Source organism: Microbacterium natoriense, from assembly GCF_030816295.1.
Taxonomy (GTDB): Bacteria; Actinomycetota; Actinomycetes; order Actinomycetales; family Microbacteriaceae; genus Microbacterium; species Microbacterium natoriense_A.
The window spans coordinates 2,264,363-2,288,504 of record NZ_JAUSXV010000001.1 but is presented as its reverse complement, the minus strand read 5'-3'; the positions used below and the strand labels follow the sequence as shown (position 1 = coordinate 2,288,504).

Sequence of the window (24,142 nt, the reverse complement as noted above, 5' to 3'; positions counted from 1 at the left end):
TGCACACCATCGTGCACCACGATGTCGGCGTTATCCCCAGCGTTCGCCGGAGATCACTCGCTATTGCTCAGAAGGCGCGTCTGTGGAGGAAGAGTCGTCGTCGACCTGCACGATCACAAGCGTCACGTTGTCTCTGCCGCCGTTCTCCAACGCGGCGGCCAGCATCGCGTCCACCGCGGCGCCGGGGTCGGCGTTCTCCTTCAGGAAATGCTGGATACCGTAATCGGTCAGCTCTTTCGTCAACCCGTCGGAGCAGATCACGAAGCGGTCGCCGTCGCGCACGTCGATGGTCACGTAGTCAGGGGCCGTGAGCTCGCTGGCTCCGACGGCTCGCGTGATCACGTTGCTGTAGGGATGCCCCTCGGCCTCATCGGGGCTGATCTTTCCGGCGGCGATCAGTTCCTGAACGACCGAATGATCGGTGGTCACCTGGACCAGGCGATCGTCGCGGAGAAGGTAGACGCGTGAATCCCCGATATTGAGCGCCACCCAGTGCGCGTCGTCACCCTCTGACTCGAGGAACACTCCCGTCAGGGTGGTGCCGGTGCCCTCATCGGTCGTCTCCGGGTGAGCGGCGATGTCGCCCACGACCAGTTCGAGCGCACTCTCGATCCGCTCCCGGCTCACCTCACCCCCATCCAGCAGCGCCTCGAGACGAGCGATCGTGCGCTGGCTGGCGATCTCGCCTCCCGCGTGCCCGCCCATGCCATCCGCGACGATGAACAACGGATACTCCGCGAAGAAGGAATCCTGGTTGGTGTCACGACGCAGGCCTACATCGGTGACGCCGGCCCAAGACAACCGGAATCGCTTCGGCCCAGCAGTGATGCCGTGCGTCTTCGTCGTCGTCTCAGCCACGTGCCGCCTCCGAACTGCCTGCGGCGATTCGGGGGGCCTCAGGATACAGACACATCGTAGTGGACTCCCGATCCCTCGTTGGCGTGATGACCATGTCTCCCACGTTATCGCGCACGGGAGGATGCATGTGACTGCGCGGAGCCCTCGACCGACGTCAAGGGCTCCGCGCAGTCAGCTCTCAGACCGGAGGCTGCATCGGGTCGGCCGGCGGCACCGGTGGCTGCGGTGCCGCGGGCGGAGCGGCCGGTGGCTGCGGTGCCGCGGGTGGCGCAGCCGGCGGCTGAGGTGCCGCAGGCGGAGCAACCGGTGGCTGCGGTGCCGCAGACGGGAACACCGGCGGCTGAGGCGCCGCAGGCTGACCGTATCCTGGCTGCGACGGCGGGACCGGGGCGCCGTAGCCTGGCTGCCCATACCCCTGCGGAGCGCCGTAACCCTGCGGCGCCGGCGGGACAGGAGCACCATAGCCCTGAGGAGCGCCATTGCCTGGCTGCGCGTAACCCTGAGGAGCGCCATAACCCTGAGGAGCGCCATAACCCTGAGGAGCGCCGTAACCCTGAGGAGCGCCGTAACCCTGAGGAGCGCCGTAACCCTGAGGAGCGCCGTAACCCTGAGGCGCCCCATAGCCCTGCGGAGCCGCCCCGGGCTGCACGGGAACGCCCTGCCAGACCGTGCGGTCTGCGAAGAAGCCGTTGCCCGCCCATGACGCGGGCACGATGTTCGGGTTCCAGCGTGACCCGTCGAAGGCGACGATCGCCATCCAGACGACGGGCAGGAAGATGTAGAGGACGACCCACACCGAGTCCTTCTGCAGCTTCAGGCCGACGCGCCACGCGGCCAGGATGAGGAGCACCTGCATCCCGATCACGAAGAGCAGACCGACGCCGATCCAGCTCAACAGGATCGCTCCGCCCGTGCAGTACAGCAGAAGCCAGGGGCTGATGTCTCCGAGCTTCATGAAGATCATCGTGTTGTAGACGGGGACCCACGCGCGCCATCTGTCGGTGACGCCGGCCTTGTCGAAGATCTTCATCATCAGGAACGAGCCGACCACGTAGCCGATCACGCTGCCGACGAGGAGGATGGTGATGTAGATGCCGAGGAACGCGTAGAAACCGCTCTCGTATCCGTCGTATCCCATGAGACTCGCTTTTCTCTGGTCTCGGGAGGCGGCTCTCGCCTCCGCGGCGAAGCGTGCGCTCCGCACTGGCCATGTTAGCGGCGGTCGCTCCGCCGACCACAAGCGTGGCCCGGGAACGAGAAGGGCCTCCGACACTCGGTCGAAGGCCCTTCTCGGAGTTGCTCTACTTGATCCAGTTCGGAGCCAGGTAGAACTTGCCCTCCTGGCCGGCCGCGAGCTGCGGCGGCACGTTGATGGCGTGGATGATGCCGATGATCAATTGCGCGAGGCTGACGAGCGGCAGCAGGAACGCGCCGATGATCACGAAGCTCAGCACGACGCACGCCGCATAGGCGATCGCGAGGACGATCTGGAAGTTCAGGTTCGCCGCATTCGCACGCTGGTAGTTCGGGGCGACCTTGTCCTTCTCGATCAGGAAGAAGATCAGCGCCGGGATCCAGCCGAAGAACACCGACAGCCAGAGGTTGATGGTGATGTTGGGCTGAACAGGAGCGCCGTACGCGGGCTGGGCGCCGTAGGGGGCGCCGGCCGGTGCGCCGTAGCCGGGTGCCGGAGCGCCCTGCGGCGGCTGGCCGTACCCGGGAGCGGGCTGGCCGTACGCCGGCTGGCCGTAGCCCGGTGCGGGCTGGCCGGGAGCAGGCTGACCCGGAGCCGGAGCGGAAGCGGGCGGAACAGGAGCAGACGGGGCAGACTGCGGTGCTGCGGGGGGTGCCGGCGGCACGTTCGCCGCGCCGGTCTGATCACCGCTGTTCGGCTCCGCGGGACCGGTTGCATCGTTAGACATGGGAATTCCCTCCTAGTGCGGCCCGTGCCCGGGCCGAGCACCCACTACTCTCCCACACAGCCAAAGTGCTGGCAACGACGCCGCGCGAAGCGTTTACCTTCGCGTTACACAGGGTCATTCGTCGACGACGAGCTCAAGAACGCCTCGTTCATCGGCATCGCGGAACTGGAAGTCGTTCGCCGCCGCCCAGGTGCGCAACCCTCTCAACGTCCCGAACCGCGGTCGCTGCTCTGCGAGTGCACGCACGAGCAGACCTTTGGACTTCTTGTTGAAGTGGTTCAGCGCCCGGCCCTGCGAGGTGACGACACGGACATAGGCGGAGGGGACCGATGCGGGAACGGGCCCGAGCGCGACATACGCCTCGCTCCGGAGATCGAGTACGAAGGACGGCGCCTCCACCCCGATCGCGGCGGTCGTCGCCTCCGCCCAGTGACGGCGCAGCGCCTTCAGCCCGGGCAGGGATGTCCCGGCCGAGAGCCGATAGGCGGGGATGGTGTCGAGCGCGCCGACGGGGCCGAACGGAGCAGAATGGATCCACACGTGCGAGCCCAGCCAGCGGCGCGAGGCCGGAGACAGGGACGCGGCATCCAGCGCGTCGTACAGCACGCCGGTGTAGCGATCCGCCGCGGGCATCGTGGCGGCGGTGCGCAGCATCCGATTGTGCTCCACCTCCCCCGTCTGCCGGGCGCTGAGACCGAGCACCCTGCGTGCCGTGTCCTCGTCCGCCGAGAGATCGACAAGGGCGTCGATGACGGCCTGTCGCTCGGCGGCGAGGCCGGACAGCGCCAGCTCGTCGACGACGAGCGGCGCGCCGGCACCGCCGGGATGCTTCGTCTCGGAGGGAGGGAGCAGGATCTTCATGGAGCTTCCGGGGACACGCCGAAGCGCAAGGCGCCGTGAGGAGCCTTGCGCTTCGGACTGAGATTCGATCAGGCGATGAGAGCCGCGTTGCCGGCCACGATCGTCAGGTTGTTCCCCTCCATGGAGAGGAATCCGTCCTGCGCGTTGGCCAGCACCTTGGTGCCGTCTTCCTGGGTGATGCGGACCTGGCCCTCGGCGAGGATCGCCAGCACCGGCTCGTGGCCGGTCATGAAGCCGATCTCACCCTCGACGGTCTTGGCGACCACGAGACTCGCCTCTCCCGTCCAGACCTCCGCCTCGGCGGAGACGAGGCTGACATGCAGCGCCATGGTCAGGCGTTCTCCTTCTGGATCTTGGCCCACTGCTCTTCGACGTCGGAGATGCCGCCGACGTTGAAGAAGGCCTGCTCGGCGACGTGGTCGAAGTCACCGCGGGTGATCGCATCGAAGGACTCGATGGTCTCCTTGAGCGGCACGGTCGAACCCTCGACGCCCGTGAACTTCTTGGCCATGTAGGTGTTCTGCGAGAGGAACTGCTGGATGCGACGGGCGCGGGCCACGACGATCTTGTCTTCCTCGGAGAGCTCGTCGACACCGAGGATGGCGATGATCTCCTGCAGCTCCTTGTTCTTCTGGAGGATCTGCTTGACCGTGGTGGCGACGCGGTAGTGGTCCTCGCCCAAGTAGCGGGGGTCCATGATGCGCGACGTCGAGGTCAGCGGGTCGATGGCCGGGTACAGACCCTTCGACGCGATCTCACGCGAGAGCTCCGTGGTGGCGTCGAGGTGGGCGAAGGTGGTCGCCGGAGCCGGGTCGGTGTAGTCGTCGGCCGGCACGTAGATCGCCTGCAGCGAGGTGATCGAGTGACCACGGGTCGAGGTGATGCGCTCCTGGAGGAGGCCCATCTCGTCGGCGAGGTTCGGCTGGTAGCCCACGGCCGACGGCATGCGGCCGAGCAGCGTGGAGACCTCGGAACCGGCCTGCGTGAAGCGGAAGATGTTGTCGATGAAGAGCAGCACGTCCTGCTTCTGCACGTCGCGGAAGTACTCCGCCATCGTCAGAGCCGAGAGTGCGACGCGAAGACGCGTCCCCGGCGGCTCGTCCATCTGGCCGAAGACGAGGGCGGTCTTGTCGAAGACGCCCGCCTCTTCCATCTCGTGGATGAGGTCGTTGCCCTCACGGGTGCGCTCGCCGACACCGGCGAACACCGACACACCACCGTGGTCCTGCGCGACGCGCTGGATCATCTCCTGGATGAGGACGGTCTTGCCGACACCGGCGCCACCGAACAGACCGATCTTTCCACCCTGCACGTACGGGGTGAGGAGGTCGATCGACTTGATGCCCGTCTCGAACATCGTCGTCTTCGACTCGAGCTGGTCGAAGTTGGGGGCCTTGCGGTGGATCGGCCAGCGCTCGGTGATCTCGATGGTCTCACCGGGCTCGCCGTTGAGGACCTCGCCGATCACGTTGAAGACCTTGCCCTTGGTCACGTCGCCGACGGGGACCGAGATGGCCTCGCCGGTGTCGCGGACCTCCTGGCCGCGGACGATGCCGTCCGTCGGCTTGAGGGCGATCGCGCGGACGAGGTCGTCGCCCAGGTGCTGAGCGACCTCGAGGGTGATCTCGGTCGACTCCTCGCCGATGACGATCGTGGTCTTCAGCGCGTTGTAGATGTCGGGGATCGAGTCGTGCGGGAACTCGATGTCGACAACCGGACCGTTGACGCGTGCGACGCGCCCGACGACCGCGGTCGCCGGCTTGTCAGCCGTAGCGGTGGGGGTCATTTTCGTCTCTCTCCTGATGGTCTATTTGCTCGACGAGAGGGCGTCGGCGCCGCCGACGATCTCTGCGATCTGCTGCGTGATCTCCGCCTGGCGCGCGTTGTTGCGCAGACGGGTGTAGTCGGTGATGAGCTTGTCGGCGTTGTCGCTGGCCGACTTCATCGCCTTCTGCGTCGCAGCCTGCTTTGCGGCGGACGACTGCAGAAGAGCGTTGAAGACGCGGCTCTGGATGTACACCGGCAGGATCGCGTCGAGAACGGTCTCGGCGTCCGGCTCGAACTCGTACAGCGGGTAGACAGTGCTGCCTGCCTCCGAGTCGTCGGCTTCCGCGATCTCCAGCGGAAGCAGGCGCACGGACTCCGGCTCCTGCGTCATCATGCTGACGAAGCGGTTGAACACGAGGTGGATCTCGTCGACGCCGCCGGCGTCTCCCCCGCGGGTGAAGGCCTCGAGCAGCGTGGCCGAGATCTCCTCCGCAGTGTGGAACGAGGGGGTGTCGGTGTCACCGGTCCACTCGGCGGCCGCGCTGATACGACGGAACTGGAAGTACCCGACGGCCTTGCGGCCGATCAGATAGAACACCGGCTCCTTGCCCTGCTCGCGCAGGAGCTCGGCAACCTCGAGACCTTCACGGAGGATCTGCGAGTTGAAGGCTCCTGCGAGTCCCCGGTCGGACGAGAAGATCACGACCGCGGAGCGGCGGATGTTCTCGGGTTCGCGGGTGAGCGGGTGGTCGACGTTCGAGTGCGTCGCGACGGCGGACACGGCCCTCGTCACGGCCCGCGCGAAGGGGCTGGACGCTTTGACGCGTGCCATCGCCTTCTGGATGCGCGAAGCCGCGATGAGTTCCATCGCCTTCGTGATCTTCTTGGTCGTCTGAGCAGAAGAGATCTTCTGCTTGTAGACCCTGAGTTGAGCGCCCATGAATCAGTACCTTCGCGCGATTACGCGCGACGACCCTTGACGATCTTCTCCTGGTTGACGTCCTCAGCCTCGGCTGCGGCGTGCTCCTCGTGACCAGGGGCGCCGATGGCGTGGCCCTTGCCGCCCTGGAACTCCAGGATGAAGGCGTCCGTCTGCGCGGTGAGCTCGGCGACCGTGTCGTCGTCGAGGACGTTCGTCTCACGCAGGGTGTCGAGCACCTTGGTGTTGCGACGCAGGTAGTCCAGGAGCTCGCGCTCGAAGCGCAGGACGTCCTCGACCTCGATGGTGTCGAGCTTGCCGTTCGTTCCGGCCCAGATCGAGACGACCTGCTCCTCGACGGGGTACGGCGAGTACTGCGGCTGCTTGAGCAGCTCGGTCAGACGCGCACCGCGCGACAGCTGACGACGCGACGCCTGGTCGAGGTCGGATGCGAACATCGCGAACGCCTCGAGCGAGCGGTACTGCGCGAGCTCGAGCTTCAACGTTCCCGAGACCTTCTTGATCGACTTGACCTGAGCGTCACCGCCGACTCGCGACACCGAGATACCCACGTCGACCGCGGGACGCTGGTTGGCGTTGAAGAGGTCGGACTGCAGGAAGATCTGGCCGTCGGTGATCGAGATCACGTTGGTCGGAATGTAGGCCGAGACGTCGTTCGCCTTGGTCTCGATGATGGGAAGACCCGTCATGGAACCGGCGCCGAGCTCATCGGAGAGCTTCGCGCAGCGCTCGAGCAGACGGGAGTGCAGGTAGAAGACGTCGCCCGGGTAGGCCTCGCGGCCCGGCGGGCGGCGCAGCAGGAGGGAGACGGCACGGTAGGCCTCGGCCTGCTTCGACAGGTCGTCGAAGATGATGAGGACGTGCTTGCCGCCGTACATCCAGTGCTGGCCGATGGCGGAACCCGTGTAGGGAGCCAGGTACTTGAAGCCGGCGGGGTCGGATGCCGGAGCGGCCACGATCGTGGTGTACTCCAGAGCGCCGGCCTCTTCGAGCGCGCCCTTCACCGAAGCGATGGTCGAGCCCTTCTGGCCGATGGCGACGTAGATGCAGCGGACCTGCTTGTTGACGTCGCCCGACTCCCAGTTGGCCTTCTGGTTGATGATCGTGTCGATCGCGATGGCCGTCTTGCCGGTCTGGCGGTCGCCGATGATCAGCTGACGCTGACCGCGGCCGACCGGAATCATCGCGTCGATGGCCTTGATGCCGGTCTGCATCGGCTCGTGGACCGACTTGCGCTGCATGACGCCGGGGGCCTGGAGCTCGAGTTCGCGGACGCCCTCGGTCGCGATCGAGCCGAGGCCGTCGATCGGGTTGCCGAGCGGGTCGACGACTCGACCGAGGTAGCCGTCGCCGACGGGGACCGAGAGGACCTCGCCGGTGCGGGTCACCTCCATGCCGGCCTGGATGCCGGTGAAGTCGCCGAGGACGACCACGCCGATCTGGTGCTCGTCGAGGTTCAGCGCGAGACCCTTGGTGCCGTCGGCGAAGGTGACGAGCTCATTCGCCATGACACCGGGCAGTCCTTCGACGTGCGCAATGCCATCAGCGGCGTCGATGACGGTGCCGACCTCGGTCGCCGCGGCCCCGGTGGGCTCGTATGCTGCGGCGAAGTCCTTCAGCGCGTCACGGATGACGTCGGGGCTGATCGATAGTTCTGCCATTGTCTTCCCTTTGTATCTGGGTGCGCGGTTCCCCGCGCGAAGTCGTGTTAGCCGACGAGCTTCTGGCGAAGATCGGCGAGTCGGGCGGAGATGCTGCCGTCGATGACGTCATCCGCGATCTGCACGCGCACGCCGCCGAGCACGGTGGGGTCGATGACCACGTTCAGCGAGATCTCCCCGTCGTAGCGGCTCGACAGAGCCGCCCCGAGGCGAGAGCGCTGCGCGTCGCTGAGCGGCGTCGCGCTGTGAACCGTGGCGACCTTGCGACCGCGCTGAGCCGAGACGATGTTGATCGCGCGGTTCAGCAGCTGGCGGATGCGACGCTCGCTAGGCTGGCGGACCAGCGAGGAGACGATCAGCGTCGTGCCGGCGCTGACTCCCCCGGCGAGAAGACGCTCGACGAGAGCGCCCCTGGCGTCTGCTCCCCCGAGGCTGCTGCCCAGGGCGAGCTCCAGCTCCGGGTTCGCCGCGATCACGCGGGAGAAGCCGAACAGGTCGGCCTCGATGTCGGCCTGCGGCTCGGCGATCGCCGTGGCGCGGATCGCGAGCTCCTCGATTCCGTCGACGAGCTCAGCGGCCGACGACCAGCGTTCGGCGACGACCGTCCGCAGAACGCTCTGCGCGTTCTGCGAGTATCCGCCGAACACCGTCGAGACGACGTTCTGTCGCGCCTCGACGGGTGCCGAGGGGTCAGCGAGCGCGCCGCTCAGATGCGACGAGTCGCCAACGGCGCGTGCTGCGGCGAAGAACTCCCGCGCAGTGTCGATGCTGACGCCCGACGCCGCGGCAAGCGCCTGAGTGGATGCCGCGAGTGCCTGAGTGGTCGCGCTGCCCATTACTTGGCCGCCTCGAGGTCCGCGAGGAACCGGTCGACGACAGCCGTCGCACGAGCGTCGTCGGAGAGCGTCTCGCCGACCACGCCACCGGCGAGGTCGAGAGCGAGCGAGCCGACCTCGGTGCGCAGCGAGACGAGAGCAGCCTGACGCTCGGCCTCGATCTGCGTGTGAGCGGTCGCGGTGATGCGTGCGGCCTCACCGGTCGCGGCATCCTTCGCCTCGGCGACGATCTTCTTGCCGTCCTCGCGGGCGGCCTCACGGATCTCACCGGCCTCGGTGCGGGCCTCGGCAAGCTGGCGAGTGTACTCCTCAAGCGCGGCCTCGGCCTGCTTCTGAGCCTCGTCGGCCTTGGCGATGTTGCCCTCGATTGCAGCCGAGCGCGCGTCGAGCAGTGCATACATCTTGGGCAGTGCGACCTTCCACACCACGATCAGGATGATGATGAAGCAGAGGCCCGACCAGATGATGTCGTACCACGCGGGGATCAGCGGATTGTGGGCCGCCTCTTCCGCTGCGGACGTGACAAGAGCGTTCAGCATCCTGTCTCCTTATCGAAGGGGTCGGATTACTGGAAGATGAAGTAGGTCGCGATGCCGATGAAGGCGAGCGCCTCGGTGAAGGCGATACCGATCCACATCAGGACCTGCAGGCGACCGGCCAGCTCGGGCTGACGGGCGACGCCCTCGATCGTCTTGCCGACGACGATGCCGACGCCGATGGCCGGGCCGATGGCTGCGAGGCCGTAGCCGACGGTCGCGATGTTGCCGTTGATTTCAGCGAGAACCGTAGTTGCGTCCACGGGTTTTTCCTTTCGTTGGGTGGGAAGGCAGTTGTTGCCGACCCGCTCAGTGCTCTTCTGCGACCGCGAGCTGGATGTAGACCGCGGTGAGGATGGTGAAGACGTAGGCCTGCAGGAAGGCCACGAGGACCTCGAACAGGGTGAAGGCGAAGCCGAAGGCGAGGGTTCCTGCGCCGAGCGCGATCCAGCCGCTGCCGAGGGTGAACACGAAGAACTGCGTCGCCGAGAAGAACAGCACCAGCATGAGGTGCCCGACGATCATGTTCATCAGCAGTCGGAGCGTCAGCGTCACGGGCCGGATGATGAAGGTCGAGATGATCTCGAGCGGCGTGACGATGATGTAGAGGAACGGCGGCACGCCAGAGGGGAACAGCGAGTTCTTGAAGAAGTTCTTCGGGCTCTTCTTGATGCCGGCGTAGATGAAGGTCACGTAGCTGATGATCGCGAGCAGCAGCGGCACGGCGATGATGCTGGTGCCGGCGATGTTCAGGAACGGGATGATTCCGGTGAGGTTCATGAACAGGATCATGAAGAAGAGCGTGGTCAGGATCGGCAGGAACCGACGACCGTCCTTGCGACCGAGCAGATCCTCCGCGATGTTCACGCGGACGAAATCGAGACCCATCTCGACGACGCTCTGGAAACGACCGGGGACGACGCGCATCTTCCGGGTTCCGAGCCAGAGCACCAGGACGACGATCGCCGTCGCGAGGAACTGGATGAGGTGGATGCGGTGGATGACCAGGTCGCCGATCTGGAACACGGCATCCGGGAAGAACTCATCGATCGACGGTCCGTGGAACTCGCCGTCAGAGGCGAGTCGGGGCATCAGGGTCGCAGCAAGATTGAACAGCGCGGGCTCCAGCTTCGGGGCACCGGTCAGAACCGGGGCGACGATGGTCGGTGTGCTTCACAGCGCAAGCGCTCGCGGACGAGCGGCGGGCACATGTCAACCCTATCAGAATCTGAGGGTCCCCTAAGACGCCGGACCGCTGTCAGGAGTACGATTCGCAGCCCCGGGCGCACGGTCCTCCGGCACCTCGGTGGGCAGTGAGACGTCGCTCACGACGGGCAGTCTCATCCTCATCAGCACGACCACGTCGATCACGAGCGACATCAGAACACCGGCGACGATGGAGAGCAAGAACACCGTCGGGTGGATCCACGGCTGTCCGCTCACGAGCACCATCACGAGGAAGAACACGCCGAGCTTGACGAGCCACCCGCCGAGGACGATCGCGAAGAACAGCTGCACGTAGAGCGGCTCGCCGTACCAGCGGTTCGCGACGAGGATGCTGATGCCGGTGATCGCGAGGAACAGCGCCGCGATGAGCACGCCGAGCAGACCGCTGACGAGGCCCGAGCTCTGAGCGACGAGGTAGCCGACGCCGCCCGCGATGACCGCGAGGACACCGGTGGCCACGGCCGACCAGATCAGGGTGCGCCGCAGGATCGGCGTGCTGGAAACGGGGCTCGGGCTCATCAGGGCTCCACGGTGTTCTCGTCGGTTGCGGCGGCGTTCGCAGCTGCCGCTCGCGCCGCCTTCTTGCGGCTGCGGGTCGGGTTGAGAGTGATCACGAGGCAGGCGGCGATGCCCACGACGCCGAAGCCCACGCCGGGGAGATACTGACCAGGCCAGTCCTCGCGCGCTCCGACGTACATCAGCAGCACCGCGAGCGAGATCACGGCAGTCCACGCGTAGAAGATGAGGACGGCGTCGCGATCCCGGTGGCCGAGATCGAGCATCCGATGGTGCAGATGCTTGCGGTCGGGAGAGAACGGCGATCTGCCCGCGCTCATGCGCCGGAGCACGGCGAGGCCGAAGTCGAGCAGAGGCAGGAGCACGACCAGCAGCGGCAGCAGGATCGGGATGAACGCGCCGAGGAGCCCGGAGCGGCCGATGCGCTCGGGGTCGATCACCGAGGGGTCGAGCTGCCCGGTCAACGAGATCGCCGACGTCGCCATCAGCAGACCGAGCACGAGCGCTCCCGAGTCGCCCATGAAGATCTTCGCGGGGCTCCAGTTCATCGGGAGGAAGCCGAGGCAGGCGCCGATCAGCACCGCGGCCAGGAACGTCGAGAGGTTGAAGAAGCTCGACGCGCCCGTGTCGCGGGTGACGATGTACGAGTACGCGAAGAACACGCCGTTCGCGATCAGGCACACGCCCGCGACCAGACCGTCGAGTCCGTCGATGAAGTTCACGGCGTTCATGACGATCACGATCGCGAACATCGTCATCGTGATGCTGAGCCAGCTCGAGAAGACGAGCATGTCGCCGAACGGCAGCGACAGGATCTGCAGCCCTCCGCCGATCGTGATGATGCCGGCCGCCAGGAACTGGGCGCCGAGCTTGATCATCCAGTCGAGATCCCACAGATCGTCGACCACGCCGATCACGGCGATCAGCAGGGCCGCGCCGAGGATCGACCACATGGCCTGCGGCGGCATCCAGATGGTCGAGAAGAACGGGTTCGCGGCGGAGACGCCGAAGGCGGCCGCGATGCCGAGGAAGATCGCGACGCCGCCCAGTCGCGGGGTCGGCGTCTTGTGCACATCGCGCTCGCGGATGCCGGGATACAACTTGAACCGCAGACTCAGACGCCACACCACCGCGGTCAGGGCGAAGGTGATCGCGGCGGTGAGGATGACCGTGAAGAGGTACTGCTTCACGAATCCCCGTCCGCTTCGGGCTCCGGCTCGAGCAGATCGCCGAGGATCTCCTCGAGCTGCGCGCGGCTCACCGCGCCGTGACGCAGGATGCGCACTTCCCCGGCGTCCGCAGCTCCGCCGCGGGCGACGAGCGACGTGGCGTCGATGATGGTCGAGGAGACGCCCTCGCCGCTCGGGCCGCCGTCGAGGTACACGGCGATGCTGTCGCCCAGCATCGCCTCGGCCTCAGCGGCGGAGACCGCGGCGGGCTGTCCTGTGAGGTTGGCGCTGGAGACCGCGAGCGGACCGGTCTCGGCCAGCAGCTCGAGGGCGACGCGCCCTTCCGGCATCCGCACCGCGACAGTGCCCTTGGTCTCGCCGAGGTCCCACACCAGCGACGGCTGAGCAGGCAGGACGATCGTGAGGCCGCCGGGCCAGAACGCGTCGATCAGACGCTGCACGGGCTCAGGCACGCTCTCCGCGAGGGCGACGAGGGTGTCGGTCGAGCCGATCAGCACGGGAGGCGGCTGGTCGCGGCCGCGACCCTTCGCATCGAGCAGTCGTTGGACCGCCGTGGGCGAGAACGCATCGGCGGCGACGCCGTAGACGGTGTCGGTGGGGATGACGATGAGCTCGCCGCGGCTGACGGCCTGGCGCGCGTGGCGCATACCGGCGAGCAGCTGCGCTTCGTCACCGCAGTCGAAGATGGAAGACATGACCTGTCGATTCTAGCTGTGAGCTTCTGGACGACCGCGGGTCACGGTCGGAGCGCCGTCGTGAGCCGGTCGCGGAGGGTGAGATCGCGGTGCGTGGCGGCAGCCCGCCAGCCGTCAGCGGTGAGGATGCTGCGGATCTGCTCGCCCTGCAGTTCGCCGTGCTCGATCACGAGCAGTCCGCCACCACGCAGAAGCTCGAGCGCGCGAGTGCTCAGGACGCGGACGACGTCGAGACCGTCCTCTCCCCCGTACAGCGCCATCGCAGGATCGAACAGCCGCACCTCGGGATCGCGAGGGACGGCGGCATCGGGCACATAAGGCGGGTTGGAGATGACGACGGATGCCGTGCCGTCGAGCTCGCGGAACGCGTGCGCCAGATCGTCGTTCACCAGCGTGAGGTTGTCGATGCCCGCCGTGTTCCGCTGCGCCCACGGGAAGGCATCAGGCGACAGCTCCGCCGCGTACACCCGTGCGTGCGGCACCTCCGTAGCCATCGCGAGCGCGATCGCTCCGCTGCCGGTGCCCAGATCGACGCCGATCGGCTCGGGGTCCGCAGCGCTCAGGAGAGCGTCGATCGCGTACTGCACCACCGTCTCGGTCTCGGGCCGCGGCACGAAGACCCCCGGCCCGACGGCGAGCTCGAGGTGACGGAACGGCGCAGTCCCGGTGATGTGCTGAAGAGGCTCGCGCGCGCTTCGTCGGACGACGGCGGAATCAAGGGCCTCCGCATCCGCATCGTCCGCGACGGCACCGCGGATGATGGCGGACTGCACCTCTCCCCTTCGCATGCCGAGCACGTGAGCGGCCAGGAGTTCGGCGTCGACCTGCGGGTCGGGCACGCCGGCCTCCGCCAGGCGCTGTGCGGCGGCGCGCACGAGGGTGGAGATCGTGGTGTCGGGCATGTCCTCCAGCGTAGAGCGCAACGCTCCGTCACATATGCGTCACTGAAAGCAAGCTCCCCTAGGCTTGCGGCAGTCACCCCGTCTTGGAAAGGCTCACACATGCCCGGCATCCATTCCGACATCACGACCGCGTTCGGCAACACGCCGCTGGTCCGCCTGAACCACGTGACCGAGGGGCTCGGCTCCGAGGTCCTCGCGAAGCTCGAGTACTTCAACCCCGGCTCCAGCGTCAAGGACCGTCTCGGCATCGCGATCATCAACGCGGCAGAGAAGGACGGGTCGCTGAAGGCCGGCGGCACGATCGTCGAGGCCACGAGCGGCAACACCGGCATCGCGCTCTCCCTGGTGGGCGCTGCGCGCGGCTACAAGGTCATCCTGACGATGCCTGCGTCGATGTCGAAGGAGCGCCGCGTGCTGCTGAAGGCGTTCGGCGCCGAGCTCGTGCTCACCGACCCGACCGTGGGTATGAAGGGCGCCGTCGCCGAGGCCGAGCGGATCGCCGCCGAGACGCCCGGCGCGATCCTCGCTCACCAGTTCGAGAACGAGGCCAACGCGCAGATCCACCGCGAGACCACGGCCGAGGAGATCTGGCGCGACACCGACGGCGAGGTCGACATCTTCGTCGCCGGCATCGGCACCGGTGGAACCATCACCGGCGTCGGCCAGGTGCTCAAGGAGCGCAAGCCCGGAGTGCAGGTCATCGCCGTCGAGCCGACCGCGTCGCCTCTGCTCTCGCAGGGCACGCCGGGACCGGCGAAGATCCAGGGCATCGGGCCGAACTTCGTTCCGCCCATCCTCGACACCACCGTCTACGACGAGGTCGTCACGGTCGAGTTCGAAGACGCGCTCTCGACGTCTCGCGCACTCGCCGCCCGCGAGGGCCTGCTGGTCGGCATCTCCAGCGGCGCCGCCGCATGGGCGGCTCTCCAGGTCGCCGCTCGCCCCGAGAACGCCGGCAAGAAGATCGTCGTGATCATCCCCGACACCGGTGAGCGCTACCTCTCCACCGCGCTGTTCGAGGACCTGCGCGAAGACTGATGCGAATGCCTGGATGGGTCGGGCGGATGCGCGAAGACGTCGCATCCGCCCGACTCCGTGACCCCGCGGCACGCGGCGCCCTCGAGATCGCGATCCTCTACCCCGGCTTGCACGCCATCTGGGCGCACCGGGTGAACCACGCTCTGTGGGTGCGCGGTCTCCGCTTCCCTGCACGTCTCGGTTCTCAGATCAGCCGCTGGCTGACCGGGGTCGAAATCCATCCCGGCGCGACCATCGGACGCCGCTTCTTCATCGACCACGGCATGGGCGTGGTGATCGGCGAGACCGCGGAGATCGGCGACGACGTGATGCTCTATCACGGCGTGACGCTCGGGGGCCGCACGCGAGACGCGGGCAAGCGGCATCCGACCCTCGAAGACGGCGTCGTCGTCGGGGCCGGCGCGAAGATCCTCGGTCCGATCGTGATCGGCGCGGGGACCGCGATCGGTGCGAACGCCGTGGTCACGAAGGACGCGCCCGCCGACTCGGTGCTCACCGGCATTCCCGCAAAGGCTCGCTCGCGCGTGGCCGGCGAGAACCTCGCGCACCTGCTGTCAGCGCCCGACTACTCGATCTGATCAGCGCTCACGCGCCTTCTGCACCTTCTTCTTCAGGAAGACCATCGGCAGCAGGACGCTGCCGATCGCGGTGACCAGCCACACGACCACGGCACCGAGCAACCAGGCCGCGATGCCGTCGATGCCGAACCCGTCGATCGGCAGCAGCACCACGATGATCAGCGCGATCAGGGTCGAGAAGATGCCGATCCCGCCCATCAGCACGGGTGCGTAGCGATCGGCCAGCTTGGCGACCCACGGGGAGAGAACGCTCTGCAGCACAGCGAAGATCACGATGCAGAGCACGAATCCCCACCAGTGCGACCACTTGATCTGGAAGCCCTCGAGCAGCAGATCGGCGACGATGAGGCCGATGCCTGCGGAGACGAGGTACAGGAGCGAGCGGAGCAGGAGCGTGATCACGGGGCGAGCATATCGCTCAACCGCCGGAGGCGGCGGGAGGCCGGGGCGTCCGGATCTCCCGCCGCCGAGGGATCACTGGGCCACGAAGAACGGGATGGCTCCCGTCAGCATGCCGACTCCGAGCATCACGAGCGAGACGATGGCGGCACGCCACAGCACCTTGCGGTGGTGGTCTCCCAGGTTCACGCTCGCGAGCGACACCAGAAGCAGGATCGCGGGCACGAGCGGGCTCTGCAGGTGCACGGGCTGGCCTGTGATCGACGCCCTCGCCATCTCGACGGGGTCGATCCCGAAGTTCGCCGCGCTCTGCGAGAGCACGGGAAGGATGCCGAAGTAGAACGCGTCGTTCGACATGAAGAACGTGAACGGGATCGACAGGATGCCGGTGATGGGCGCGAGGAACGGCCCGAGGGCGGGCGGGAGCACGTTCGTGATCCAGTTCGCCATGGCGTCGACCATGCCGGTGCCGGTGAGCACTCCGACCAGGACGCCGGCGGCGATGACCATCGAGACGACGCCGACGATGCTGGGCGCGTGTGCGACGATCTCCGAGGCCTGATCCTTGATGCCGCGGAAGTTGATGAGGAGGGCGATCCCCGCGCCGACCATGAACACGTACGGCAGCGGCAGGATGTCCAGCACCAGCAGCACCATCACGGCGATCGTGAGCGCCAAGTTGAACCAGATCAGCTTCGGACGCAGGGTCGGCCGAGCCGGATCCAGCATCGTGTCGGCCATGGCCGTGTCGGTGGGATCGACGCTCGCCGCGGCGATGGGGCCGTGGCCACCGGCGACGACGACGATGTTGCCGGTGCGCAAGGAGGCACGAGCGCCCGGCTTGGGCTCTGCGCCTCGGAAGATCTTGGGCACGCTCGCCAGTGCACCGCCGTCGGCTCCCGTGAGCAGGCCGTCCGAGTCGAGGCGTCCGAGACGACTGCGCTCCTGCAGACCGAGGATCCACGCGAAGCCGAGCGTCACGACCAGGCCCGCGCCGAGGGCCGGCAGCATCGGGACGAAGATGTCGGTCGGCTGCAGGCCCAGAGCAGTCGCGGCGCGCACCGTGGGCCCACCCCAGGGCACGATGTTCAGTGTGCCGTTCATGAGACCGGCGACGCAGGTCAGGACGACCGGGCTCATCCCGAGGCGCAGATAGATGGGCAGCATGGCCGACGTCGTGATGATGAAGGTCGTCGATCCGTCGCCGTCGAGCGAGACGGCGCCGGCGAGGATGGCGGTGCCGAGCACGACCTTGGCCGGATCGTCGCCGAGCAGTCGTGTGATCACTCGGATGAGCGGATCGAACAGGCCCACGTCGATCATGATGCCGAAGAACATGATCGCGAACATCAGCAGCGCCGCGGTGGGCGCCATCTTGCCGATCGAGTCGAGGATCATGTCGCCGAGACCGAGGCCGGCTCCTGCGAACAGGCCGAACGCCGTCGGCACGAGGATCAGGGCGACCATGGGCGTGAGCCGCTTGGTCATGATGAGCGTCATGAACGCCAGCACCATCGTGAAGCCCAGAAGGACCAGCACCCACTCCGGGGGCACGAACGCCACGTCGTACGTGGGCGCCTCTTCTGCGGCCGAGAGCAGGCCGGTGAGCGCATCGGGCATACGTTGACTCCTTCGTCTTCGATCCGTCGTCGACGACGGATCCCGATGAGACTAGGGAATCGGGCTGACGCAGGTGCGGTATCCCGCATTCCGGACGGTTGTGCGCGTAGCGTGAGTTCTGCGCATATTGCGCGAGAGGAGCACCGGTGCCCGGGACGACGACGATGAGACCGCGCTTCGCGACGCGTGCCCTGCTGCTGCACCTCGCCACCGTCACCCTCGTCGTCGTACTCTGCACGGGCGTGTACCTGCTCCTCGCCGTGCAGCAGCTGCGCGCAGAGGCGGAGTCGACCGCGCTCGGCATCGCGCGGACGCTGGCCGAGGATCCGCAGGTGCGGGCCGAGGTCGCACGTATCTCGGCGTCGGATCAGGCGCCTGATGCCGAAGCGCTCCGCGACGGCGACCTGCAGCGCATCTCGGCAGGGGTCACCGCTCGCACCGGTGCGCTGTTCGTGGTGATCACCGACGACCACGGCATCCGTCTCGCCCACCCGACTCCTTCACGCATCGGAGAGGAGGTCAGCACCCCGTACCAGGAGGTGCTCGCGGGCGAAGAGGTCGTCGACTGGCAGACCGGCACGCTCGGAGACTCTGCTCGAGCGAAGGTCCCGGTCCGCGACGATGCGGGCACGCCGGTCGGCGAAGTGAGTGTCGGGTTCGAGCGAGCGGGCGTGTTCGACGACCTGCCGCCCCTGCTGACGGTGGTGGCCGCCACCGCCGTCGGAGCGCTGGCCCTCGCCGTTCTCGCTTTCCTGCTGCTCCGCCGCAGGTGGGAACGACTGACGCTCGGCGTGCAGCCGGAGGAGCTCGTGGCGCTGGTGCAGAACCAGGCCGCCGTGCTGAATGGAGTGGACGACGGGGTGCTCGCGGTCGACACGCACGGCGTCGTGCGGGTGAGCAATGACGCCGCCGATCGGCTTCTCGACCTCGACTCCCCCATCGGACGCCGCCTCGACGATCTCGGCCTCCCCCGGGCCGTGCTGGACGCGGTCACGGGGGCGCGAATCGGTTCGAGCGCGGTCGTGGACGATCGGATGCTGTATCTGGATTCTCGTCCCGTGGTGCGCGAGGGGCAGCCGCTGGGCCACGTGCTGATCCTCCGCGACCGCACCGATCTGGTCGCCCTGACCGAAAGGCTCGAGACCGTGCGCACGATGACCGCAGCTCTGCGCGTCCAGCGACACGAGTTCGCGAATCGCATGCACGTCGTGGCCGGACTGATCGATGCCGATCGGACCTCGGACGCCCGCTCCTTCCTCGGCGAGCTCGTCGAACGCGGATCCGTCGCCTTCCCCGTCGCAGGGCTCTCCCTCCTCACCGACCCCTTCCTGCACTCCTTCCTCGGCGCCAAGGGCGTCGAGGCCGGCGAACGAGGTGTCACGCTGCGCATCGCCGAAGAGACGCAGCTCATCGGAACCGTGATCGCAGCTGAAGACGTCGCGGCCGTGCTCGGCAACCTCGTCGACAACGCCGTCACCGCGGCAGTGGCGGGCGAGCGCACTCCGCGCTGGGTCGAGGTGGCCGTGCTCGGTGATGACGATGCGCTCGTCGTCACCGTCTCCGATTCGGGCGCCGGGCTCGGAGACGCCGATCCGCTGACGCCGCGAACGGCAGGCGATGACGCCTCCGACCGGATACACGGGCACGGACTCGGCATCCCTTTATCCCGCGAGATCGCACGCCGCAGCGGCGGAGACCTCTGGGTGATCGACCCCGGCGGTCCCGACCACGGCGCGGTGTTCGCCGCGCGTCTGGGCGGCGCTGTCGATCCCGCCTCCGCACAACCGAAGGATCAGCCGTGACCGAACCCCTGCGAGTGCTCATCCTCGACGACGACTTCCGTGTCGGACAGCTCCATCGGGGAATCGTCGACGATCACCCCGCCTGCGCAGCAATGGATCCTGTGCGCTCGATCGCAGAGGCGAGAGACAGCATCCGCAACGCGCGACCGGATCTGCTCCTCGCCGACGTCTTCCTCCCAGACGGCGACGGCATAGCGCTCGTGCGCGACGCCGGCATCGACGCGATCCTCATCTCGGCAGCCGACGACGCCCCGACCGTGCGCCGCGCCTTGCGGTCAAGGGCGGTGGGATATCTGGTGAAGCCGTTCGAGCGCCGCGCGCTCACGGGGCTGCTCGACCGCTATGCGCGATACCGGAACCTCGTCGCCGGCGATCGTGCTTTGCGCCAGGAGGACGTGGATCGTGCGCTGGCGATCCTGCACGGGGCCGGCGAACCCGTCTCGCTGTCTCGTTCCGCGACCGAACAGCTCGTGCTCGCCGCGCTCGGCGACGGCGAGGCCTCGGCTGCAGAGGTCGGCGAGCGGGTCGGCATCTCCAGGGCGACCGCGCAGCGGCATCTCGCCGCTCTCGCTGCACGGACGGTCGTCGAAGTGCGCCTGCGCTACGGCGCGACCGGGCGCCCCGAGCACCGCTACGCGGTGCGGACCTGAGCCCGACCGGTCAGGACTCGGAGCCGACTGCGGCGAGTCGAGCCTCTTCATCGGCCTGGATGGCCGATTCGATGATCGGCTCGAGAGCGCCGTCCATCACCTGGTCGAGGTTGTACGCCTTGAAGCCCGTACGGTGATCCGCTATGCGGTTCTCCGGGAAGTTGTACGTGCGGATGCGCTCTGAGCGGTCCATGGTGCGGATCTGCGACTTGCGGGCGTCGGATGCCACGGCATCCAGCTCCTCCTGCTGCCTGGCGAGCAGGCGTGCGCGGAGGACGCGCATGGCGGCCTCGCGGTTCTGCAGCTGCGATTTCTCGTTCTGCATCGACACCACGATCCCGGTCGGCACGTGCGTGATGCGCACGGCCGAGTCGGTGGTATTGACGGACTGCCCCCCGGGGCCTGACGACCGGAACACGTCGATCTTCAGATCGTTCTGATCGATCTGGATCTCCTCGGGCTCATCCACCTCGGGGAACACCAGCACGCCGGTCGTCGACGTGTGGATGCGCCCCTGCGACTCGGTCGCCGGCACCCGCTGCACGCGGTGCACACCGCCCTCGTACTTGAGGTGCGCCCATACGCCCTGCGCCGGATCGGTCGATGAACCCTTGATCGCGACCTGGACGTCCTTGTAGCCGCCGAGATCCGACTCGTTGCGCTCGAGCAGCTCGGTCTTCCAGCCCTTCGACGCGGCGTACTGGACGTACATGCGCAGCAGGTCGGAGGCGAACAGGGCGCTCTCGGCGCCGCCCTCGCCAGCCTTGATCTCCATGATCACGTCACGCGCGTCGTCGGGATCGCGCGGGATCAGCAGTCGCCGCAGCCGCTCCTGTGCGGACTGCAGGCCCCCCTCGAGGGCGGGCACCTCCTCGGCGAAGGCGTCGTCCTCGCGGGCGAGCTCGCGAGCAGCGTCCAGATCGTCGGATGCCGCGGCCCACGCGTCGTAGGCCGCGACGATCCTCGACAGTTCGGCGTATCGGCGGTTGACCCGCTTCGCCCGTGCAGCGTCGGCGTGCACCGCCGGGTCGGAGAGCTCCTCCTGGACCCGGCGATGCTCGTCGATCAGCGACTGGACGGACTCGAACACGCCCGGCCTCAGCGGATGTTGCTGTCGTGACCGCCGGTCGGCAGGGTCGGGATCGACTTCTGCATCTGAACCAGGAACTCGACGTTGGAGTGGGTCTCCTTGAGCTTGCCGAGGACGACCTCGAGAGCCTGCTGCTGATCGAGACCCGCAAGGGCGCGACGCAGCTTCCAGGTGATCTTGACCTCGTCGGAGCTGAGCAGCATCTCCTCGCGGCGGGTGCTCGACGCGTTGACGTCGACCGCGGGGAAGATCCGCTTGTCGGCGAGTGCGCGAGAGAGCCGGAGCTCGCTGTTGCCGGTGCCCTTGAACTCCTCGAAGATGACCTCGTCCATCTTGGAGCCGGTCTCGACGAGCGCGGTGGCGAGGATCGTGAGCGATCCGCCGTTCTCGATGTTGCGCGCGGCGCCGAAGAAGCGCTTGGGCGGGTACAGCGCCGAGGCGTCGACGCCGCCGGTGAGCACGCGACCGGATGCCGGGGCGGCGAGGTTGTAGGCGCGGCCCAGGCGGGTGATCGAGTCGAGGAGCACGACGACGTCGCGGCCCAGCTCGACGAGGCGCTTGGCGCGCTCGATCGCGAGCTCGGCGACCGTGGTGTGGTCCTCTGCGGGGCGGTCGAAGGTCGAAGCGATGACCTCGCCCTTCACTGTGCGCTCCATGTCGGTGACCTCTTCGGGACGCTCGTCGACGAGCACGACCATGAGGTGGACCTCGGGGTTGTTGGTCGCGATGGCGTTGGCGATCTGCTGCAGCACGATCGTCTTGCCGGCCTTGGGCGGCGCCACGATGAGGCCGCGCTGGCCCTTGCCGATCGGGGCGACCAGGTCGATGATGCGCTGGGTCAGCTTCTCGGGGGCCGTCTCCAGGCGCAGGCGCTCCTGCGGGTACAGCGGAGTGAGCTTGCCGAACTCGACGCGGTTCGCGGCGTCGTCGACCGACAGGCCGTTCACGGAGTCGACCTTCACCAGAGCGTTGTACTTCTGGCGCCCCTGCTGCTCGCCTTCGCGCGGCTGCTTGATGGAGCCGACGATCGCGTCGCCCTTGCGGAGGTTGTACTTCTTGACCTGTCCGAGCGAGACGTAGACGTCGCTGGGACCGGCGAGGTAACCGGTTGTGCGCACGAATGCGTAGTTGTCGAGGACGTCGAGGATGCCGGCGATGGGGATGAGGACGTCGTCCTCGCCGATCTCGGTGTCGAACTCGTCGACGGGTCCGCCGGTGCGGCGCTTGTTGCGCTGACGGTTGCGGCCATTGGCCGAACCCTGCTCGTCGTCGCCTGACTGGCTGTTGTTGTTCTGCTGTTGGTTCTGCGGCTGACCGCCCTCGTTCTGGGGCTGGCCGGCCGCGCCGTTCTGACCGCGACCGCGGTTCCGGCTGCGGCTGCGGCTGCGGCCTCGGCCGCCCTGCTCATCGCCATCGCCCTGCTCGGAAGCAGACGATCCGGAGTCGTCTGCCGAGGCTGTCTCCGCCTGCTTCTCGGGTGCATCGGCCTTGTCAACCGGCGCGGACTGAGCGTCTGCGGCGTCTGCGGTCTCGACGGGCTTCTTCGCACCGCGGCGACCACGGGGGGTCTTGGGGGCGGTCTCGGCGACCGGCGCCTCGGACGGGGCCGCCTCGGCGGCTGCCGGAGCCTCAGCGGGCTGTGCGGTTTCGGCCGCGGGTGCCTCGGTGGTCTCGGCGTCCGCCTTCTTGGCGCGGCTGCGACGAGGAGCCTTCGCCTTGGGTGCGGCCTCGGCTGCGGGGGCGTCGGTCGCAGGAGCCTCGGATGCCGGCGCCGCCTCGGCGGCCGCCTTCTCTGCCTTCGCCGCGGCAGTGGCGGTGGTGGCGCGGCGCGGCGCGCGCTTGCGTGCCGGTGCTGCCGGCGCCTCAGCGGTCACGGTGTCGGCGGCGGGGGCCGCGTTCTCGTTCACAACGGACGAGTCGTTCTGGGTCTCGGAGAAATTCTCCACGAGTACTCCCTCTTTGGTCTCGGAGACACGAGCGTTCCGCGCACAACGGGTGCTGCGCGCGATCGCACGGGCTGACGCTCGGCGCCAGCCGGCCTTGGCACAGAACTCACAGAGGAGCTGTGGATCAAGGGTTTGCGTGCGGGTCCTGCAGAGTTGCAATGGGGCCAGATTCACGCAGTTACGTGGAGCCCTCCGCTCGTTCTCCCACTGTACCACCACGCACGTCGACCGCGAGCAGCAGCGCGTCCCACGGGGTGTCGGTGACGCTGGCAGCCAGTTCCACGGCGTCCTGGCGGCTTCCGGGTCCGTCGGCGAGCACCAGCACACTGGGTCCTGCTCCCGAGACGACCGCCGCGAAGCCCGCCGCGCGCAGCGCCTGCACGAGCCGCTGCGTCTCGGGCATGGCTTCGGCCCGGTAGTCCTGGTGAAGCCTGTCGGCGGTGGCGTCGAGCAGCAGCTCGGGGCTCTGCATGAGCGCCGCGATCAGCAGGGCCGAGCGCGAGACGTTGAAGACCGCGTCCTCCGTCGACACGTGCGGAGGCTGCAGCGAACGAGCCTTCGACGTGGACATGGTGTACGAGGGCACCAGCACGAGGGGCGAGACGCCGCGATGTACCAGCAGCTTCTTGTGCTGCGGGCCTCTCTCCCCCACCCACGCGATCGTCAGACCTCCGAACAGTGCGGGCGCCACGTTGTCGGGGTGTCCCTCGAGCTCGGTGGCGAGGCGCAGCAGATCGGCATCGCCGATCTCGACCTCGCCCTCCAGCAGACCCTTCGCGGCGAGGATGCCGGCAGTCACCGCCGCACCCGACGAGCCGAGCCCGCGGCCGTGCGGAACGCCGTTCTCCGCGATGATGCGCAGCCCCGGCATCTCGAGGCCGAGGTCGGCGTATACGTGCGCGATCGTGCGGACGATGAGGTTCGACGCGTCGCGAGGGATCTCATCGGCTCCCGTTCCCGAGACCTCGATCTCGAGCTCCCCGGCCGGCAGCTCCGTGACCAGAAGCGAGTCGTAGATGCTGAGCGCGAGCCCGAGAGTGTCGAAGCCGGGGCCGAGGTTGGCGCTGGTGGCCGGAACCGTGACTTCGACGGTGCGTCCGAGCACCAT

Annotated in this window: 25 protein-coding genes; 4 read left to right on the top strand and 21 right to left on the bottom strand. The window is 67.6% G+C overall.

The features are described from left to right. Nucleotides 1-60: 60 nt before the first annotated feature. The 16 genes from QFZ53_RS10535 to prmC form a co-directional block, all read right to left on the bottom strand. Complete coding sequence (locus QFZ53_RS10535; RefSeq protein WP_307296112.1) at nucleotides 61-858, bottom strand: PP2C family protein-serine/threonine phosphatase; 798 nt, start codon at nucleotides 856-858, stop codon at nucleotides 61-63. A 178-nt stretch (nucleotides 859-1,036) separates the two neighbouring features. Beyond that, complete coding sequence (locus tag QFZ53_RS10530; RefSeq protein ID WP_307296109.1) at nucleotides 1,037-1,996, bottom strand: DUF5684 domain-containing protein; 960 nt, start codon at nucleotides 1,994-1,996, stop codon at nucleotides 1,037-1,039. A 163-nt stretch (nucleotides 1,997-2,159) separates the two neighbouring features. Beyond that, nucleotides 2,160-2,780, bottom strand: a complete 621-nt coding sequence (locus QFZ53_RS10525; RefSeq protein WP_292905704.1) for a DUF4870 domain-containing protein — start codon at nucleotides 2,778-2,780, stop codon at nucleotides 2,160-2,162. Nucleotides 2,781-2,894: 114 nt separating this feature from the next. Then, nucleotides 2,895-3,641: a YaaA family protein gene (locus QFZ53_RS10520; RefSeq protein ID WP_307296103.1), complete on the bottom strand. Its 747-nt coding sequence runs from the start codon at nucleotides 3,639-3,641 to the stop codon at nucleotides 2,895-2,897. Between the two features lie 68 nt (nucleotides 3,642-3,709). Further along, complete coding sequence (locus tag QFZ53_RS10515) at nucleotides 3,710-3,970, bottom strand: F0F1 ATP synthase subunit epsilon (protein WP_045258871.1); 261 nt, start codon at nucleotides 3,968-3,970, stop codon at nucleotides 3,710-3,712. A gap of 2 nt (nucleotides 3,971-3,972) precedes the next feature. After that, nucleotides 3,973-5,427, bottom strand: coding sequence for a F0F1 ATP synthase subunit beta (atpD, locus tag QFZ53_RS10510; protein ID WP_307296097.1), 1,455 nt, complete (start codon nucleotides 5,425-5,427; stop codon nucleotides 3,973-3,975). A gap of 21 nt (nucleotides 5,428-5,448) precedes the next feature. Continuing rightward, nucleotides 5,449-6,348, bottom strand: a complete 900-nt coding sequence (locus QFZ53_RS10505; protein WP_292904357.1) for a F0F1 ATP synthase subunit gamma — start codon at nucleotides 6,346-6,348, stop codon at nucleotides 5,449-5,451. A gap of 20 nt (nucleotides 6,349-6,368) precedes the next feature. Continuing rightward, complete coding sequence (atpA, locus tag QFZ53_RS10500) at nucleotides 6,369-8,009, bottom strand: F0F1 ATP synthase subunit alpha (RefSeq protein ID WP_292904359.1); 1,641 nt, start codon at nucleotides 8,007-8,009, stop codon at nucleotides 6,369-6,371. Nucleotides 8,010-8,056: 47 nt separating this feature from the next. Beyond that, entirely contained in the window at nucleotides 8,057-8,845 is a 789-nt protein-coding gene (locus QFZ53_RS10495; RefSeq protein ID WP_307296093.1) for a F0F1 ATP synthase subunit delta, read from the bottom strand. Further along, nucleotides 8,845-9,384, bottom strand: a complete 540-nt coding sequence (locus QFZ53_RS10490) for a F0F1 ATP synthase subunit B (RefSeq protein WP_292904363.1) — start codon at nucleotides 9,382-9,384, stop codon at nucleotides 8,845-8,847. Before QFZ53_RS10490 ends, QFZ53_RS10495 begins: the two co-directional genes overlap by 1 nt. 26 nt (nucleotides 9,385-9,410) lie before the next feature. Beyond that, a complete protein-coding gene (gene atpE, locus QFZ53_RS10485) occupies nucleotides 9,411-9,644 on the bottom strand; it encodes an ATP synthase F0 subunit C (RefSeq protein WP_292904365.1) in 234 nt (77 codons plus the stop codon). Between the two features lie 46 nt (nucleotides 9,645-9,690). Next, entirely contained in the window at nucleotides 9,691-10,473 is a 783-nt protein-coding gene (gene atpB / locus QFZ53_RS10480; protein ID WP_292904367.1) for a F0F1 ATP synthase subunit A, read from the bottom strand. Nucleotides 10,474-10,620: 147 nt separating this feature from the next. Next, nucleotides 10,621-11,127, bottom strand: a complete 507-nt coding sequence (locus QFZ53_RS10475) for a hypothetical protein (RefSeq protein WP_292904369.1) — start codon at nucleotides 11,125-11,127, stop codon at nucleotides 10,621-10,623. Beyond that, nucleotides 11,127-12,314 (bottom strand): glycosyltransferase family 4 protein, encoded by a 1,188-nt coding sequence (locus QFZ53_RS10470; RefSeq protein ID WP_307296086.1) that lies wholly within the window; start codon nucleotides 12,312-12,314, stop codon nucleotides 11,127-11,129. Before QFZ53_RS10470 ends, QFZ53_RS10475 begins: the two co-directional genes overlap by 1 nt. Further along, nucleotides 12,311-13,009 carry an L-threonylcarbamoyladenylate synthase gene (locus tag QFZ53_RS10465; RefSeq protein ID WP_292904373.1) on the bottom strand — a complete coding sequence of 233 codons (699 nt, stop codon included), beginning with the start codon at nucleotides 13,007-13,009 and terminating at the stop codon, nucleotides 12,311-12,313. Before QFZ53_RS10465 ends, QFZ53_RS10470 begins: the two co-directional genes overlap by 4 nt. Before the next feature lie 41 nt (nucleotides 13,010-13,050). Next, nucleotides 13,051-13,911, bottom strand: coding sequence for a peptide chain release factor N(5)-glutamine methyltransferase (prmC, locus tag QFZ53_RS10460; RefSeq protein WP_307296083.1), 861 nt, complete (start codon nucleotides 13,909-13,911; stop codon nucleotides 13,051-13,053). A gap of 99 nt (nucleotides 13,912-14,010) precedes the next feature. On the opposite strand from prmC, the gene cysK reads away from it, so the two are divergent. After that, nucleotides 14,011-14,949 (top strand): cysteine synthase A, encoded by a 939-nt coding sequence (gene cysK / locus QFZ53_RS10455; protein WP_292904377.1) that lies wholly within the window; start codon nucleotides 14,011-14,013, stop codon nucleotides 14,947-14,949. A 5-nt stretch (nucleotides 14,950-14,954) separates the two neighbouring features. Next, complete coding sequence (gene epsC, locus QFZ53_RS10450) at nucleotides 14,955-15,527, top strand: serine O-acetyltransferase EpsC (protein ID WP_307296081.1); 573 nt, start codon at nucleotides 14,955-14,957, stop codon at nucleotides 15,525-15,527. Here epsC and QFZ53_RS10445 read toward each other — a convergent pair whose 3' ends face one another. Further along, nucleotides 15,528-15,929 carry a phage holin family protein gene (locus QFZ53_RS10445; RefSeq protein WP_307296080.1) on the bottom strand — a complete coding sequence of 134 codons (402 nt, stop codon included), beginning with the start codon at nucleotides 15,927-15,929 and terminating at the stop codon, nucleotides 15,528-15,530. Between the two features lie 72 nt (nucleotides 15,930-16,001). After that, nucleotides 16,002-17,546 (bottom strand): CitMHS family transporter, encoded by a 1,545-nt coding sequence (locus QFZ53_RS10440; RefSeq protein WP_307296078.1) that lies wholly within the window; start codon nucleotides 17,544-17,546, stop codon nucleotides 16,002-16,004. A 164-nt stretch (nucleotides 17,547-17,710) separates the two neighbouring features. Between QFZ53_RS10440 and QFZ53_RS10435 the strand changes: the two genes are divergently transcribed. Both QFZ53_RS10435 and QFZ53_RS10430 read left to right on the top strand, forming a co-directional pair. Next, entirely contained in the window at nucleotides 17,711-19,348 is a 1,638-nt protein-coding gene (locus tag QFZ53_RS10435) for a sensor histidine kinase (protein ID WP_373426325.1), read from the top strand. Next, complete coding sequence (locus QFZ53_RS10430; protein WP_307296074.1) at nucleotides 19,345-19,998, top strand: response regulator; 654 nt, start codon at nucleotides 19,345-19,347, stop codon at nucleotides 19,996-19,998. The genes QFZ53_RS10435 and QFZ53_RS10430 overlap by 4 nt, the downstream gene beginning before the upstream one ends. A gap of 10 nt (nucleotides 19,999-20,008) precedes the next feature. Here QFZ53_RS10430 and prfA read toward each other — a convergent pair whose 3' ends face one another. From prfA to thrB, 3 genes are all read right to left on the bottom strand, one after another. Continuing rightward, nucleotides 20,009-21,088: a peptide chain release factor 1 gene (gene prfA, locus QFZ53_RS10425; protein ID WP_307296071.1), complete on the bottom strand. Its 1,080-nt coding sequence runs from the start codon at nucleotides 21,086-21,088 to the stop codon at nucleotides 20,009-20,011. Between the two features lie 8 nt (nucleotides 21,089-21,096). Then, nucleotides 21,097-23,034, bottom strand: coding sequence for a transcription termination factor Rho (rho, locus tag QFZ53_RS10420; RefSeq protein WP_307296069.1), 1,938 nt, complete (start codon nucleotides 23,032-23,034; stop codon nucleotides 21,097-21,099). Nucleotides 23,035-23,212: 178 nt separating this feature from the next. Continuing rightward, the gene (thrB, locus tag QFZ53_RS10415) at nucleotides 23,213-24,142 is read right to left on the bottom strand and encodes a homoserine kinase (RefSeq protein ID WP_307296067.1); all 930 of its coding nucleotides are present in this window, start codon (nucleotides 24,140-24,142) and stop codon (nucleotides 23,213-23,215) included.